This is a genomic window from Serinibacter arcticus (genome assembly GCF_003121705.1).
Classification (GTDB): Bacteria; Actinomycetota; Actinomycetes; order Actinomycetales; family Beutenbergiaceae; genus Litorihabitans.
The window spans coordinates 62,268-77,011 of sequence record NZ_PYHR01000002.1 but is presented as its reverse complement, the minus strand read 5'-3'; the positions used below and the strand labels follow the sequence as shown (position 1 = coordinate 77,011).

The 14,744-nt window shown below is 74.2% G+C and carries 17 protein-coding genes and 1 pseudogene; 6 read left to right on the top strand and 12 right to left on the bottom strand.

Translation table 11 applies throughout. The features are described from left to right. Nucleotides 1–3: 3 nt before the first annotated feature. From C8046_RS00425 to C8046_RS00395, 7 genes are all read right to left on the bottom strand, one after another. Entirely contained in the window at nucleotides 4–579 is a 576-nt protein-coding gene (locus C8046_RS00425; RefSeq protein WP_235866010.1) for a YceD family protein, read from the bottom strand. 97 nt (nucleotides 580–676) lie between these two features. Further along, on the bottom strand, nucleotides 677–1,168 hold the full coding sequence (locus C8046_RS00420; protein ID WP_109227793.1) for a hypothetical protein: 492 nt from the start codon (nucleotides 1,166–1,168) through the stop codon (nucleotides 677–679). Further along, the gene (gene coaD / locus C8046_RS00415; RefSeq protein ID WP_109227792.1) at nucleotides 1,165–1,653 is read right to left on the bottom strand and encodes a pantetheine-phosphate adenylyltransferase; all 489 of its coding nucleotides are present in this window, start codon (nucleotides 1,651–1,653) and stop codon (nucleotides 1,165–1,167) included. The genes C8046_RS00420 and coaD overlap by 4 nt, the downstream gene beginning before the upstream one ends. Nucleotides 1,654–1,662: 9 nt before the next feature. Further along, a complete protein-coding gene (rsmD, locus tag C8046_RS00410; protein WP_109227791.1) occupies nucleotides 1,663–2,244 on the bottom strand; it encodes a 16S rRNA (guanine(966)-N(2))-methyltransferase RsmD in 582 nt (193 codons plus the stop codon). 9 nt (nucleotides 2,245–2,253) lie between these two features. Then, nucleotides 2,254–3,783, bottom strand: a complete 1,530-nt coding sequence (locus C8046_RS00405; RefSeq protein ID WP_109227790.1) for a DUF6297 family protein — start codon at nucleotides 3,781–3,783, stop codon at nucleotides 2,254–2,256. Then, nucleotides 3,780–4,487 carry an ABC transporter ATP-binding protein gene (locus C8046_RS00400; RefSeq protein ID WP_109227789.1) on the bottom strand — a complete coding sequence of 236 codons (708 nt, stop codon included), beginning with the start codon at nucleotides 4,485–4,487 and terminating at the stop codon, nucleotides 3,780–3,782. The genes C8046_RS00405 and C8046_RS00400 overlap by 4 nt, the downstream gene beginning before the upstream one ends. A gap of 145 nt (nucleotides 4,488–4,632) precedes the next feature. Continuing rightward, the gene (locus C8046_RS00395) at nucleotides 4,633–6,957 is read right to left on the bottom strand and encodes an ATP-dependent DNA helicase RecG (RefSeq protein WP_235866009.1); all 2,325 of its coding nucleotides are present in this window, start codon (nucleotides 6,955–6,957) and stop codon (nucleotides 4,633–4,635) included. Between the two features lie 277 nt (nucleotides 6,958–7,234). Between C8046_RS00395 and rpmB the strand changes: the two genes are divergently transcribed. Further along, the gene (rpmB, locus tag C8046_RS00390) at nucleotides 7,235–7,426 is read left to right on the top strand and encodes a 50S ribosomal protein L28 (protein WP_109227787.1); all 192 of its coding nucleotides are present in this window, start codon (nucleotides 7,235–7,237) and stop codon (nucleotides 7,424–7,426) included. A gap of 105 nt (nucleotides 7,427–7,531) precedes the next feature. Here the strand turns inward: rpmB and C8046_RS00385 are convergent, their stop codons facing one another. Then, nucleotides 7,532–8,491: a thiamine-phosphate kinase gene (locus tag C8046_RS00385; protein WP_109227786.1), complete on the bottom strand. Its 960-nt coding sequence runs from the start codon at nucleotides 8,489–8,491 to the stop codon at nucleotides 7,532–7,534. A 2-nt stretch (nucleotides 8,492–8,493) separates the two neighbouring features. Here C8046_RS00385 and C8046_RS00380 point away from each other — a divergent pair. The 3 genes and pseudogenes from C8046_RS00380 to C8046_RS18270 form a co-directional block, all read left to right on the top strand. Beyond that, nucleotides 8,494–8,757, top strand: a pseudogene (locus tag C8046_RS00380) (HNH endonuclease signature motif containing protein); the annotation flags it as partial. Nucleotides 8,758–8,852: 95 nt separating this feature from the next. Further along, a complete protein-coding gene (locus C8046_RS00375; RefSeq protein ID WP_235866008.1) occupies nucleotides 8,853–9,443 on the top strand; it encodes a DUF3515 family protein in 591 nt (196 codons plus the stop codon). Nucleotides 9,444–9,694: 251 nt separating this feature from the next. Further along, nucleotides 9,695–9,862 (top strand): hypothetical protein, encoded by a 168-nt coding sequence (locus C8046_RS18270; protein ID WP_158277092.1) that lies wholly within the window; start codon nucleotides 9,695–9,697, stop codon nucleotides 9,860–9,862. 159 nt (nucleotides 9,863–10,021) lie between these two features. Here C8046_RS18270 and C8046_RS00370 read toward each other — a convergent pair whose 3' ends face one another. Next, the gene (locus C8046_RS00370) at nucleotides 10,022–11,137 is read right to left on the bottom strand and encodes a D-alanine--D-alanine ligase family protein (RefSeq protein WP_235866007.1); all 1,116 of its coding nucleotides are present in this window, start codon (nucleotides 11,135–11,137) and stop codon (nucleotides 10,022–10,024) included. A gap of 60 nt (nucleotides 11,138–11,197) precedes the next feature. Between C8046_RS00370 and C8046_RS19840 the strand changes: the two genes are divergently transcribed. Next, a complete protein-coding gene (locus C8046_RS19840) occupies nucleotides 11,198–11,527 on the top strand; it encodes a PLP-dependent transferase (RefSeq protein WP_328587558.1) in 330 nt (109 codons plus the stop codon). Further along, nucleotides 11,524–12,378: a trans-sulfuration enzyme family protein gene (locus C8046_RS00365; RefSeq protein ID WP_328587621.1), complete on the top strand. Its 855-nt coding sequence runs from the start codon at nucleotides 11,524–11,526 to the stop codon at nucleotides 12,376–12,378. The genes C8046_RS19840 and C8046_RS00365 overlap by 4 nt, the downstream gene beginning before the upstream one ends. 49 nt (nucleotides 12,379–12,427) lie before the next feature. Here C8046_RS00365 and C8046_RS00360 read toward each other — a convergent pair whose 3' ends face one another. From C8046_RS00360 to C8046_RS00350, 3 genes are read right to left on the bottom strand one after another with little or no spacing between them, the layout of a single operon-like run. Beyond that, nucleotides 12,428–13,024 carry an NUDIX domain-containing protein gene (locus C8046_RS00360; protein ID WP_235866006.1) on the bottom strand — a complete coding sequence of 199 codons (597 nt, stop codon included), beginning with the start codon at nucleotides 13,022–13,024 and terminating at the stop codon, nucleotides 12,428–12,430. A gap of 4 nt (nucleotides 13,025–13,028) precedes the next feature. After that, nucleotides 13,029–14,024, bottom strand: a complete 996-nt coding sequence (locus C8046_RS00355) for an NAD(P)H-dependent glycerol-3-phosphate dehydrogenase (protein ID WP_199224351.1) — start codon at nucleotides 14,022–14,024, stop codon at nucleotides 13,029–13,031. Between the two features lie 2 nt (nucleotides 14,025–14,026). Continuing rightward, nucleotides 14,027–14,740, bottom strand: coding sequence for a lysophospholipid acyltransferase family protein (locus C8046_RS00350; protein WP_109227782.1), 714 nt, complete (start codon nucleotides 14,738–14,740; stop codon nucleotides 14,027–14,029). Nucleotides 14,741–14,744: the final 4 nt, after the last annotated feature.

Below are 14,744 nucleotides of genomic sequence, written 5' to 3'. Positions count from 1 at the left end.
CCGTCAGGCCGGGGGTGAGGCCGGAGCCTCGTCGCCGTCGTCGTCGCCCGCCTCGAGGGACTCCTTGAGGGAGGCCCAACGGATGTCGATCAGGTCGTGGTCGTGCGGATCCTCGTTGAGGTTCTTGCCGCACTGGGCGCAGAGGCCGGCGCAGTCGGGCCGGCAGTACGGCTGGAACGGGAGCGCGAGCACGACGGCGTCCCGGAGCGACTGCTCCAGGTCGACGGCGTCACCGGTCATCTCCGCGATGAACTCCGCCTCCTCGTCGTCCGGGTGCTTCTCGATCGCGCCCGGGTAGGCGTAGAGCTCGGAGAAGGACACGTCGACGGTGTCGGTCACCTCACCGAGGCAGCGGACGCACTCCCCCACGAGCGGGGCGTGCGCGCTCGCGGTCACGAGGACTCCCTCGAGAACCGACTCCAGCCGCAGGTCCAGCTCGACCGGGGCGCCCTCGGGCACGCCGATGACCTCGATCGCGAGATCGGCGGGTGCCGGGACCTCGAGCTCGAGGGTGCGCATCGCCCCGGGACGACGCGCGAGGTCGTGCGTCCCGATGATCAGCGGTGAGCGTGAGTGCACGCAACGGCTCCTGACAGGTGGTGGGAGGGATCGACGGGCAGCTGCCTCGAGGACCAACGGACGATCCTAGCGCAGGGCGAGGGCGTGGAGGAACTCCTCAGTCCTCGCCGAGCCGCCCACCCTGGCGCGCGGCCAGCCGGGCGCGACCGGCGAGGACCTGCTGCCTGACGGCATCGAGGTCCGTCTCGAACTGGGCCAGGCGCGAGTCGCAGTAGCGGTCGGCGCCGGCCTCGAGCTCCTCGGCCTTCGCCTCAGCCGCCGCGACGATCTCGGCGGCCCGGACGTGCGCCGCCTGGGTGATCTCGTGCTCCGAGACGGCCGTCTCGGCGTCGGACCGGGCGTCGGCGAGGATCTGAGCCGCCTCGTCCTTGGCGCGCGAGAGCACGGACTCGGCGTCGGCGACGATCTGGTCGGCGGCCGCGACCTGGTCCGGCACGGACTCCCGGGCCGCCGCGACGAGGTCGAGCACCTCGGCGCGGTTGACGATGACGGACGCGCTCATCGGCATCGCTCGGGCGCTCTGCACCGCCAGCGCCACGTCGTCGAGGATCGCCAGCAGCGGCGCGGAACGGTCGGAATCGTTGCTCATGAGGATCCTCCAGGGTGAAGTCGTGCCCGCACCAGGTCACCCGTGCCCGGTGGAACGAGGTCGTCGATCGGTCCGCCGTAGCGTGCGACGTCGCGCACCATCGAGCTCGAGATGTGGTTGAGGTGGCCGGAGCCGACGAGGAAGACCGTCTCGACGCCGGACAGGTGGCGGTTCATCGCGGCCATCGGGGCCTCGGCGTCGAGGTCTCCCCCGCCGCGCAGGCCCTTGACCACGATCGCGGCGCCGACCTCGCGGCAGAAGTCGACCAGCAGGCCCGGCATGATCTCGACCCGGACGCCGTCCAGGTGTGCCACGGCGGCGGCGAACGCGTCGCGGCGCTCGTCTGCGGTCAGGAGCGGCTGCTTGCCGGCGTTGCGGCCGACGGCGACGACCACCTCGTCGGCGATCGTCAGGGCGCGTCGCACGATGTCGACGTGACCCAGGGTGACCGGGTCGAAGCTGCCCGGGACGACGGCGGTACGCACCCGGTCAGCCTATGCCTGCGGGTGGTCGTGGGCGGGGACCTCGAGCAGGTGCAGCGCCGTCTCGCCGTACTTCCGGGTCTCCCACAGGGCCAGGCCCGGCGGCAGCACGGGCTCGGGGCTCCGCGAGGACCGCTCGACCACGACGACGGCGTCGTCGGAGGAGAGATGGTCGACCAGGGCCTCGAGGACGGCCGCGAGCTCGCTCTCCCCCAGGTCGTAGGGCGGGTCGACGAACGCGAGGGTGAACGGCGCCGACGGGGCGGCGGGGTGGGCGAGGTAGGACTCGGCCTTCCGGTCGACCACCGTCACGACGTCGCGCAGCCCGAGCGAGGCCACGTTGTCGCGGCAGACCTGGGCCGCCGTGCGGGCCGCCTCGACCAGGACGACGCGCTCGGCGCCGCGACTGGCCGCCTCGAGGCCGAGCGCCCCCGAGCCCGCGTACAGGTCGAGCACGTGCGCGCCGTCGAGCAGGTCGTGGTGGTCGAGCCGTCCGAACAGCGCCTCGCGGACGCGGTCCGTGGTCGGCCGGGTGCCCTTGGCCGGGACGGCGATGGTGCGCCCGCCGTGCGAGCCAGCGATGATCCGTGCCACCCGGTGAGCCTACTTGCGACGCTTGGTGTGGCTCGCGACCAGCACGAGGATGCCGGTGATGAGGACCTGGGCGAGCCCCAGGATCGGCAGCGGTCCGACGAACAGGGCGACGGCGACCGGCAGGCAGGCGATGACGGCGAGGATCGGTCCGGTCGCCAGCGAGTTGACGACCCCGGGCGGGTAGGCGCCCATCGGCGAGACGACGAGCGGCGCGCCCCAGTTCGGCGGGTTGCGGTAGGCGGCCTTGATCGAGGCGGCGGCGATGGCGGGCGCGAAGATCACCAGGAGCGCGATCCACGCGGTGTCCAGGTCGCGCAGGAAGGCGATCGCCGCGACCGACCACACCAGGCACGCGACGGTCGGGACGACGTGCCGGATCAGCCGGGCGGCACGGGCGGAGACCCCGAGCACGCGGTCGAGCGCCGGGGCGTGCTCGGCCTCGCGCGCGCCGACCGAGACGGCGTTCGCCGCGAGGTAGACGCCGACGACGAACGCGAGCGCCGCCAGCACGTCCGAGGCGCCGGAGCCCGCGACCGCGACCGGCAGGCCGAGGCTCGCGACGAGCACCACCAGCTGGCGCGGTGCGCGCACGAGCAGCAGCGCGTCGGCGGTGACCATCGCGCTGGCGGCTCCCCTGACCCACGCCAGCGAGCTGATCCGACGGCGCTGGTCCTTGCCCGGGTCGGTGAGCACGCGCCCGAGCTCGCGGAAGTCCAGCGTCATGACGGCGGACGACGCCATCCCCGTGCGGGCGCCGCGGTCGCGCAGGGCCGCCCCGGGGATCTGCTCGAGCCGGCGCAGCAGGATGACGGTGACGGCGACGCCGAGGGCGAGCCCGACGACGGCGAGGGCCACGGCCGGCAGCGTGATCGCCGCGACACCCGCGACGGCCACGCCGATCCACAGCGCGACGGCGAGGGCGACGATGAGGTCGCCGGCGAGCGCCAGGCGTCGCACGCCCGCGCGCGTCGAGCGGACGGTCTGGGTGAGGGCGACGGCGGAGGCGAGCGCCGCCCCGAGCCCCGCCCCCGCGGGGATCGCCCACAGCAGCGTCGGGGCGTCGGCGTGCGTGAGCGAGCCGATGCCGCCGGCGGCCAGCGCACCCGCGAACGCCGTCACGGCGACCCAGCCGACCGCCGTCGGGCGCAGGAGGGAGAGCCGGTCCACCGGCGTCGGGAGCCACCACAGGGCCCCGGGGCCGCCGACACCGATCGGTCCGAGCCGGGCCAGCAGCCCCAGCATCAGCCCGAGGACGGCGAGCGAGGCGACGACCCAGAGCCAGCGTCCGTCGAGGGTCGCGGTGCCGGAGGCGCTGGAGAAGTCGGCCCCGAGCACGTGGGCGGAGCTGATGGCGATCGCCACCGTGACCACGAACGTGAAGAAGTAGGTGTAGATGTCGCCGACGAGCTGCGAGACCGGCGCGCCGCCGTGGCCGCGACGGGCCGCTCGGGTCAGCGAGCGGAGCTCGGCGCCGGACGGGACGGCCGCGAGGTCGAGCCGGGGCGGCTCGACGCCGTCGGGCCGGGCGTCGGTGCTCACAGCGCCTCGATGGCGGCGACGGCGTCCTTCGGCGAGGTCCGGCGGGCGGACTGCTCGGAGATGAGGAGGGCCTCGGTGGCGACCGTCGCCACGAGCGCGGGGTCGTGCGTGGCCATGACGACCGTGACGCCGTCGGCCCGCTCGGCGATCAGCCGCTGGGCGAGGCGGTCGCGCATGCCGGCGTCCAGGCGCTGCTCGGGCTCGTCGAGCACGAGCAGTCGGCGCGGGCGCACGAAGGCCGAGGCCAGGAGCATCCGTCGGCGCTGCCCCGAGGACAGGGCCGTCGGCATCGCCCTGGCCCGCTCGGTGAGACCGAACTCGGCGATGAGCTCGGTGACCAGGGCGCTGGCCTGCGCGACGCCGTGGCCGCGGGCCAGGAGCAGGAGGTGCTCGCGGACGGTGAGCGAGGGGAAGCTGGCGTCCTCGTCCATGACGGTGCTGACGGCGGCGCGGAAGTGGGCCTCGCGCTCGTCGACCTCGCGGCCGAGGACCTCGATCTTCCCGCCGACGGGCGCGAGGAGGCCGACGATCGCGCGCAGCAGCGTCGACTTCCCGGTGCCGTTGGCACCGACGATGGCGAGGGCGCGGCCGGCGGCGACGTCGATCGTCACGGGCGGGCAGACGGCGGAGTCAGCGGACTCCCCGTAGCCGACGAGCAGGGACGTGGCGCGCACGGCGGGCACGGCGCGGGAGGCGGGAGGCACGGGGGCCAGCCTACGGCGGCCCCCGTCCCCCGTCCGCGAGGGGCTTGCGCACCACCCGCGAGGGGCTTGCGCACATCGGCGAGGGGCTTGCGCACATCGGCGAGGGGCTTGCGCACCACCCGCGAGGGGCTTCTGCCCAGACGGCTCAGCTCCGCTCGAGGAACTCCTCGGCCTCCGGGTCGAGCGCCCGGGCGATCGCCTCGGCGAGGGCCGGGTGGGCGGCCAGGTCAGGATCCTGCTCGACGACGGCGCGCGCCGACCCCCGCGCCTGCTCGATCACGTCGGCGTCGGACACCACCCGCAGGAGCCGCAGCGAGCTGGACCCGCCGGACTGGGCCGCCCCCAGGACGTCGCCCTCCCGGCGCTGTCCGAGGTCGGCCTCGGCCAGCACGAACCCGTCGCGGGTCGAGGCGAAGACGGCGAGGCGCTCGCCGGCGGCGGACAGCGGCGTCGCGGCAGTCACCGCGAGGCAGATCCCCGGCAGGCTGCCCCGGCCGATGCGGCCGCGGAGCTGGTGGAGCTGGGACAGGCCGAACCGGTCGGCGTCGAGCACCACCATCGCGCTCGCCTCCGGGACGTCGACGCCCACCTCGATGACGGTCGTGGCCACGAGCACACCCGTCTCCCCCGAGGAGAAGGCCGCCATGGCGGCCTCCTTCTCCTCGGCCGCGAGCCTGCCGTGGAGGGCCTCGATCGTGATCCCGGCGAGGTCGGGGTTGCCACGGAGCTCCTCGAGCACGTCCTCGACGGCGGCGAGCTCGCGCGGCGCGGGCGCCGGTGCGTCCGCCTCGGCCGCTGCCGCCGCGGCGACGAACAGGTCCTCGACGTCGTCCGCCCCCGCTCCCTCGGGCAGGAGCACCAGCGGCGGCGTCCCCGGCTCGACCTGCGTCGCGCTGATCCGCGGGCAGACCACGAACGCGCGACGCCCCTGCCGCACCTCCTCGGCCACCCGGGCCCAGGTCCGCGCCATCCAGGCCTCGTTCTCGGCCGGGACGACCACCGTCGTCACCTCGGCGCGGCCCGAGGGAAGGTCGCGCAGGGTGGAGATCTCGAGGTCGCCGAAGATCGTCATGGCGACGGTGCGCGGGATCGGCGTCGCCGTCATCACGAGCAGGTGCGGGGCTGCACGGCCCTTGGCGCGGAGCGCGTCGCGCTGCTCGACCCCGAACCGGTGCTGCTCGTCCACCACGACCAGCCCGAGATCGGCGAACTGCACGTGCTCCTGCAGCAGCGCGTGGGTGCCGATGACGATGCCGGCGCTGCCGCCGGCGGCCTCCCCGAGCGCGCGGCGTCGTTGGGCCGCCGTCTGCGACCCCGTGAGGAGGACGACCCGCGTGGCGGCGTCGGCGCCGCCGAGCATGCCGGCCTCGCCGAGCTCGCCCAGCAGCGCGCGGATCGAGCGTTCGTGCTGGGCCGCGAGCACCTCGGTGGGGGCCAGCAGCGCGGCCTGACCTCCGCCGTCGACCACCTGCAGCATGGCGCGCAGCGCCACCACCGTCTTGCCGGAACCGACCTCGCCCTGGAGCAGCCGCTGCATGGGCACGGTGCCGGCGATCTCGGCGGCGATCGTGTCCCCCACCTCGCGCTGCCCCGGGGTGAGCTCGAACGGGAGCCGCGCGTCGAAGGCGTCGGCGATGCCGCCCGACCGCGGCGGCCGCGCGGTGGCCGGGACGGCGGCCGCCTCGGCCCGACGGCGCGCCATCGCCGACTGGAGCACGAAGGCCTCCTCGAACCGCAGCGCCTCCCGCGCACGTCCGTGGTCCTCGGCCGTCTCGGGGTCGTGGAGCAGCCGGATCGCCTCGGCGTGCGAGAGGAGCCCGTGCTCGGCCCTGACCTCGGCCGGCACGGGGTCGGCGAGGAACCGGTCGTCGAGCGTCAGGAGCTGGGCTCGGATGACGGCGCGCAGCTGCTTCTGGTTGAGGGACCCGGTCAGGGGGTAGACGGGGCGAGGTCGGGAGGCGCGCTCGGCGATCTCCTCCTCGCTCATCTCCTCGTCGATGCCCTCGATGTCGGGGTGCGTGATCTGGCGGACGCCGCGGTTGAGCCCGATGGTGCCCTCGACCGTGACGCGCTGACCGACCCGCAGGATCCGCTCGTAGTACTGCACGCTCCCGCGGTGCCGCGGGAAGAAGACGGTCGGGAGGCGCCGCACGCCGTCGGTCACCTCGACGGTGATGAGGTACCCGCCCTTCTGGGTGCGACGCGAGGTGAACGAGGCGATGTCGACCACGAGGACGACCGGCTCCCCCACCACGAGGTCGCTCAGGTCGGTGAGCCGGCCCGGATCGCTGTACCGGCGGGGGTAGTGGCCGAGCAGATCCCTGACGGTGTGGATACCTATCTTCTCCAGCGCCTTCGCGGGTCGGGCGGAGATGACCTTGGACACACGCCGGTCCAGCGGGTTGAGCTGCACGATGCCGTCGACCACGGGCGGCGGGTGGTGGGGCGGCTTCGGACCGGACGTGCTCACCCGGCGAGCGTAGTCGCGCGGGGCCCGCGATCGCCGGGGTGCGCGAGGATTGTGGACGGTGCGGTCCCCTGCCCCCGAGGCCGCGGATCCGGCGCCGGGGTGCGGTGGCGGAGCACGACGGCGGGCCGCGCGCCCGCCGCGAGTTGGTCGCCGCGCAGCCCTGGGGTACGCTTCTTCGGTTGCGTTGTGACGGATCGACCCCCGGTCGACCCAGTGCGCGACGCCCATCTGATTTCGCCGCCGGCCTTCCCGGCGGCCCACAACGAGGAGAACGACCGTGGCTTCGACCTGCGACGTGTGCGCGAAGCACCCGAGCTTCGGCAAGAGCGTCTCGCACTCGCACGTGCGGACCTCGCGCCGTTGGAACCCGAACATCCAGAAGGTGCGCACCGTGATCAACGGCACGCCCACCCGTCTGAACGTCTGCACCTCCTGCCTCAAGGCCGGCAAGGTGACGCGCGCTCTCTGAGCCCGCCGACGCTTCGCGAAGGCCGCCACCCCTCGGGGTGGCGGCCTTCGTCGTACCCGAGGCTTCCGGGAGCTTCGGCTGAGCGCGTGAGCTCGACGGCGGCCGTCAGCCTCCGAAGTGGTCCCACCCGACGAGATCGGGCGCCACGCCGTCGACCGTCACCCCGCAGCCCGCACCGACCACCCCGATCCGTCGGAACGACGGCGGCAGCGGATGACCGGCCGGGAAGGTCGCGAGGAGCCCGTGGTCCTCGCCACCCGTGAGCACCCAGCTCGCGGCGTCGGCGCCCAGCTCCTCGGCCAGCTCGGCGAGCGCCTCGACGTCCGGGGCGAGCAGCCGCGGGTCGAGGTCGATCGCGACGCCGCTCGCCGAGGCGATCCGCCCGGCGTCGCGCAGCAGACCGTCGCTCACGTCGAGCATCGCGGTGGCCCCCGCCCTCGCCGCCTCGGGTCCGGCCAGCAGCGGGGGTTCGGGCCGGCGATAGGTGGCGACGGCGACCTCCGCCCCCTCGACCACGACCTCACCGCCCGCGGTGAGCGCGGTGAGACCCGCCGCGGAGCGACCGAGCGTCCCCGCGAGCGCGACCCGGTCGCCGGGACGCGCACCCGAGCGCAGCACGGGAGCAGCGCCGTCGAGCTCGCCGAACGCCGCGACGGCCACCGAGATCTCGCGTCCGGAGGACAGGTCGCCCCCGACGATCCCGACGTCGTGCGGGGCGCACGCCGCAGCGAGCCCCTCGGCCAGCTCCACGACCCACGCCACGGCGAGGTCACGGGGCATCACGAGCGCGACGACGATCGACGTCGGGCGCGCACCCATCGCGGCGACGTCGGCGAGGTTCTGGGCGGCCGCCCGCCACCCGACGTCGACGCCGGTGCTCCAGTCGCGTCGGAAGTGGCGGTCCTCGACGAGCACGTCGGAGGTCACGACGATGCTGCCGCTCGGGACGGCGACGACGGCGGCGTCGTCCCCGGGACCGTGGAGCGTCTGGCGCCCGGCGCTCAGGCGGGGGACGAAACGGGCGAGCAGCTCGCTCTCGGACAGGTCGGCGACGGTTTCGGGCACGTGTGCAGCCTAGGCCGGGGTGGCGGGAGTCGTCGGGGCGGCTGGCGTGCGACGCCGACCTCATCCCGGTCGTCCTGGGGACGGCCGGTCGCATCCTCGACATCGGGCGAAAGCACCGCCTCGTGCCGGAGTGGTTGCGGCACGCACTGATCGCCCGCGACCACGGCTGCGCCTTCCCCGGCTGCGCCATCCCGGCGACCTGGTGCGAGGCCCACCACATCGCCAGCTGGCAGGACGGCGGCGAGACGAGTCCCGACAACTGCGTCCTCCTGTGCCCGGGCCGCCGACGCCGCGAGACCACCGTCCCTCGCCGACCGCCTGCCGTCCGGCTGATCGGCCTCCCGGGGATACGGTGGTGGACGTGCCGAAGCTCCTCCCTCCCGCCGTGCTCCGACGCGTCCCGCCCGTCCCGGTCCGTCCCGCGACGGGTGCCCGCGCCCACCGGTCGGCGGGCCTCCTCCTGGTCGTCGCCGCCACCGTGGTCCTCGGGGGCTGCGCGCGCGACGTCCCGCTCGAGCCGGCGCCGTCGGCATCCGATCCAGTGTGCGCGGAGGTCATGCGATCCGCGCCGATCGTGCTCGCGGGGGCCGAGCGACGGGCGACCAACTCCCAGGCCTCGCTCGCCTGGGGAGACCCCGCCATCACCCTGCGATGCGGTGTGACCCCGCCCCCGCCCACCGACGAACGGTGCATCGCCGTCACCGCCGCGGACGGGACCTCGATCGACTGGATCGTCGCGGAGAACGACGACGTGGTCGGCACGGGCCCCGACGCCGACACCGAGCGCGGTCGCTTCCGATTCACCACCTACGGCCGGGAGCCGGCGATCGAGGTCATCGTCCCCGTCGAGTACGCCGGCACGGAAGCCACGGCTCTCCTCGTGGACCTCGGTCCGGCGGTCGCCCTGACGGACGCACCCCGCACCTGCCTGGATCTCAGCGACGTCTCCTGATCCGACCGGCCCGGTCCTGATGCGACCGACCGACCAACCGGCTCCGACCTGCCGGACCGGGATCCGCCCCGATCCCCTCCTCCACGTCACCACCACCCCAACGGCGTCCCTCAACTCCCCCGCAATCGTTGCAACTCTGCGGGAAATGAGTCCCAGGTCACCTCGCAAGCCCCTGCTCCGTCGTGTTACATCCGCGTAACATCGAGATCGGACAAGGCCCACGAGGCACACCCCGACGAAAGACACCACTGATGAGCACCCTCACTGCCACCGACGTTCACGACGAGGCCGTCGCGCTCGTTCGCGAGGCCGTCTCCGCCTACCTCCCCGTCGCCCGTGCGCGCCGGGTCGAGATGGACACCCGGACCTGGTCGCAGGTCGTCGACGAGGTGCGCGACGTCGTCGCGCACACCAGCTGAGGTTCGTCACCTCACCCCACGCTCCGGCGGCAACCCCGCCGGGACACACGAGAGGCGCTGCAGCTCCCCGATCGGGAGCGGCAGCGCCTCTCGGACGTCCGGGGCCGGCCTGGCCCGCCCGACGACCATGTCGTCAGCGGCAACGGCCCGGCTCGGGTCTCAGCGCAGCCCCACCGGCCGCTCCAGCGCCAGCTCGATCAGCTCGGTGATGAGCTCCGGGTAGGCCAGCCCCTCGTGCTGCCACAGGCTCGGGAACATCGAGAACGGTGTGAACCCCGGCATGGTGTTCACCTCGTTCACCACCAGCCCCGTGCCCGTGTAGAACAGGTCGACCCGCGCCAGACCCTCGCACCCGAGCGCCTCGAAGGCCTCGGCAGCCATGACGCGCGCGGCGTCGGCCACCTCGGCCGGGACGCTCGCGGGGACGTCCAGCTGGGTGGTCTCGGTGCCGGTGTACTTGGCCTCGAAGTCGTAGAAGTCGTGGTCGCCGCCGACGACGATCTCGCCCGGCGTCGTCGTGCGCGGCGGGTTGAGCCCTCGGCCCTGGAGCACGGCAACCTCGATCTCGCGCCCGTCGATCGCCGACTCGACGATGACCTTGGGGTCGTGACGGCGGGCCTCCTCGATGGCGGCGACCAGCGCGTCGACGCCCTGGCTCCGCACGACGCGCGTGATGCCCATGCTCGAACCGGCGCGCGCCGGCTTGACGAAGACGACGTCCGACAGCGAGGCGACGGCGTCGAGGCACACGGCCCGGTCCCGCTCCCAGGCGGTCCGCGTGATCAGCGTGTACGGGCCGACCGGGATGCCGGAGCCCGCGAGCTGGACCTTCATGACCTGCTTGTCCATGCCGGCCGCCGAGGCGAGCACGCCCGAGCCGACGTAGGGCAGGTCCGCGAGCTCGAGCAGGCCCTGGAGCGTGCCGTCCTCGCCGAACGGGCCGTGCAGCAGCGGCATGACGACGTCGACGCCGCCGAGCACGCGGGCGGCCTCCGTCGCCGGGGCCACGAGCATCCGGCCGCGCTCGGCCCCGAACGGGATGACGACGGCGGGGTGCTCGCCCACCACGACCTCCGGGAGGCGGGTGCCCTCGATCCGCAACGGGGCCGGATCGTCGGGCAGCAGCAGCCACGACCCGTCCCGGGCGATGCCGATCGGGACGACGTCGAAGCGCTGCCGGTCGATCGCCGAGAGCACACCGGCCGCCGTCGCGCACGAGATGGCGTGCTCGCTGCTGCGGCCGCCGAAGATGATCGCCACGCGGGTCCTGGTCACGCGTCGAGACTACGCGTGACCGACCCGGGCTCCGGGGACCGGCACGCGTAGCCTGGAGGCATGAAGCGACGCCTGCACCCCGCCACGGTCGTCGTCGAGGCGGGGCGCCCCGTGCGCACGCCCGGCGCCCCCGTGAACTCCCCGATCGTCATGTCGAGCACGTACGTCGGGCACGAGCAGCCGGGGCCGGGTGAGCTCGTCTACGCGCGCATCGGCACGGAGTCGTGGGAGCCGCTCGAGGAGGCGCTCGGCCACCTCGAGAACGCCGGCCGTCCCGGACTCCTCTTCGCCTCGGGCATGGCGGCGATCTCCGCCGCCCTCGACCTCACCCCGTCGGCGGCGCCGTCGTCGCCCCGCGCCACGCCTACCACGAGTCCCTCGTCGCGCTGAAGCACCAGGCCGAGCGCGCGGGCGTCCGGCCCCGCCTGGTCGACATCGCCGACACCGACGCCGTGATCGCCGCGATCACGGGGGACGCCAGCGGCGACGACGCCACCGCTGACGACACCGGCCCCGCCGCTCTGGTCTGGCTCGAGACGCCGACCAACCCGATGCTGGAGATCGCCGACATCCCCGCGATCGCGGAGGCGGCCCACGCCGTCGGGGCGATCGTCGTCGTGGACAACACGTTCGCGACCCCGCTGCTCCAGCGACCGCTCGAGCTCGGCGCCGACGTCGTCGTCCACTCGGTGACGAAGTACCTGGCGGGCCACTCCGACGTCATCCTCGGCGCCGTCGTCACCCGCGACGAGGAGCTGTTCGCCAAGGTCCGTCAGCGCCGCATCACCGCGGGCGGCGTCGCCGGGCCGTTCGAGGCCTGGCTCGCGCTGCGCGGTCTGCGCACGCTGGCGCTGCGCGTCGAGCGGGCCCAGGCCAACGCCGCCGAGCTCGCCCGGCGGCTGCAGGAGCACCCCGCCGTGCTCGCCGTCGCCTATCCCGGACTGCCCGAGCACCCGCAGCACGAGCTCGCCACGCGCCAGATGGACGGCTACGGCTCGATCCTCACCCTGCGCGTCCGCGGTGGCGCCGCGGCGGCGGCCCGCCTCACCGGCGAGGTGCACCTGTGGCTGCCCGCGACCTCGCTGGGTGGGGTCGAGTCGATGCTGGAGCGACGCCGTCGCTGGCCGAACGAGGCCCCCACGGTCCCCGAGGACCTGATGCGCGTGAGCGTCGGCATCGAGGACGTCGAGGACCTCTGGGACGACCTCGACCGGGCGCTGCGCGCATCGCAGGAGGGCTGACCGGCCGAGGAGGCTGACCGGCCGGGAGCCCTCACCGGCCGGGAACGCCTCAGCCCTGCCGCACCGACCCCGACGACCCCGCCCGCACCGCCGCGCTCACGTGCGCCAGCCGCCCGGGCAGGTCGGGCGACGTGGCCTCCGGCAGCGCGTCCACCGGGAACCAGGCGACCCGCTCGCTCTCGTCGCTGACCGCGATCGGCTCGCCGCGGCCCGCCAGCGCCACGAACCCCAGGTCCCAGTGCGTGTGGCAGCGTCCGAACGACCCCACGAGCACGTGGCGGTCGAGGTCGGCCAGCCCGCCTGGCCAGAGCGCCACCGTCGCCAGCCCGCTCTCCTCGCGGGCCTCGCGTGCCGCCGCGTCGGCGACCGAGGGATCCCCGGGCTCGATGTGACCACCCATCTGCAACCACAGCTGCGCCTTGCGGTGGAACGCCAGCAGGACGTGGTCGAGCTTGCGCGTGAGCACGAAGGTCGACGCCGTCAGGTGGTGCGGCCCGCCGTCGCGCTCGAGCGCGCTCGCGCCGCGCTCCTCGACGAACCCGACGTACTCCCGGCGCAGTGCCTCCTGACCGGCGTCGGGCGCGGTCCAGGCCCGCAGCAGCGCGGCGGTCCCGGTCGCCCGCGTCGGGAGCGGCGACGTCGTCACCAGCTCAGTCCTCGGGCCGCGGCGGCCGGTCGACCAGCCTCGCGACCATCTCGGGCACCGTCATGCCCTCGTACAGCACCGCGACGACGGCCGCGATGATCGACGTCTTCACGCCGTGCTGGTGGGCGAGGTCGAGGATCGAGCGGCAGGACTTCGCGCCCTCCGCCGTCGACCCGATCTCCACCACGGCCTCCTCGAGCGAGCGGCCCTGGCCGAGCAGCGAGCCGAGACGGTGGTTGCGCGAGAGCGGCGAGGAGCACGTGGCGATGAGGTCGCCCATCCCGGCCAGGCCGGCGAACGTCGCGGGCTGCGCGCCCACCGCCGCGCCGATCCGGGCGGCCTCGGACAGGCCGCGCGTCATGATCGAGGCCATCGTGTTGTCGCCGTACCCCAGGCCCTGGGCGATGCCGACGGCGAGCGCGATGACGTTCTTGACCGCGCCGCCGATCTCGACGCCGATGACGTCGGTCGTGGTGAACGTGCGGAAGTACGGCGTCGCGCAGGTCCGGGCGATCCGCAGCGCGACGTCCTCGTCCTCGCAGGCGACGACCGTGGTGGTCGGCTGCTGGAGGGCGATCTCACCGGCGAGGTTCGGCCCCGACACGACGGCGATCCGCTCGGTCGGCAGGTCCCAGATCTCCCCGAGCACCTGGCTCATGCGCTCGTCGGTCCCGAGCTCGACGCCCTTCATCAGGCTGACCACGACGGCGTCGCCGGGCACGGCCGCGGCGTACGGGGCCAGCACCTCGCGCACGATCTGCGACGGGAGCGCGACGACGACGACCTCGGCCCCCGCGAGCGCGGCGGTCAGGTCCGTGGTGGCGGAGATCGCGTCGGAGAGCGCGATGCCGGGCAGGTAGGTCGGGTTGGCGTGGTCGTCCGTGATCGAGCGGGCCGTGGCCTCGCGCGCCGTCCACACGACGACCTCGTTGCCGGCGTCGGCGAGCACCTGGGCGAACGTCGTCCCCCAGCTGCCGGAACCGACGACGGTGCAGCGCACCACTACACGCCCGCCCGACGGCGGTCGAACGGCTCGGTCGGGGGCTCTTCGCCCCGCAGCTCCGCGAGCTGCGAGGTGATGGCGGCCATGATCCGCGCCGTCGCCTCGACCAGCGCGGCGGAGTCCTGGCGGCCGTGCAGGTCGCTCAGCTCGACCGGGGGGCCGACGATCGCGAGCACCCGCTTGCGCGGGAACAGCCGCAGGACGAAGGACTGGCGCGGCAGGATCGCGCTCGCGCCCCACTGCGCGAGCGGGAGCACGGGCGCCCGGGTGCTGAGCGCGAGGCGCGCGACTCCGGTGCGCGCGACCATCGGCCAGCCCTCGGGGTCGAGCGTCAGGGTGCCCTCCGGGAAGATCATCACGCACTCGCCCGCGGCCAGCGCCGCGCGGGCGCCGTCGAGCGACTCGGCCGCGTTCCGGCTGTTGCGGTGCACGGGGATCTGGCCCGAGGAGCGCAGCAGGGCGCCGAAGATCGGGACCTTGAACAGCTCGGCCTTGGCCATGATGCGCGGCGGGGCGCCGTTGTTGTAGAGCACGTGCGCAGTGGTCAGCGGGTCGAGCGTCGAGACGTGGTTCGCGGCGACGATGAACCCCTCGCTGCGGTCCAGGTTCTCGACGCCGTACCAGGTGCGCTTCGAGATCAGCCGGAGGAAGGGTCTGATCAGCCCGGCGATGAAGCGGTAGCTGGCGGAGGTCGTCCGAGTCGTTGAGGCCACGGTC

Bases quoted from the DNA above. Each gene is read 5' to 3' on its own strand.
- C8046_RS18270 (WP_158277092.1), top strand. From the start codon at position 9,695: ATGAGCACCCTCACTGCCACCGACGTTCACGACGAGGCCGTCGCGCTC.
- C8046_RS00420 (WP_109227793.1), bottom strand. From the start codon at position 1,168: ATGAGCAACGATTCCGACCGTTCCGCGCCGCTGCTGGCGATCCTCGAC.
- C8046_RS19840 (WP_328587558.1), top strand. From the start codon at position 11,198: ATGAAGCGACGCCTGCACCCCGCCACGGTCGTCGTCGAGGCGGGGCGC.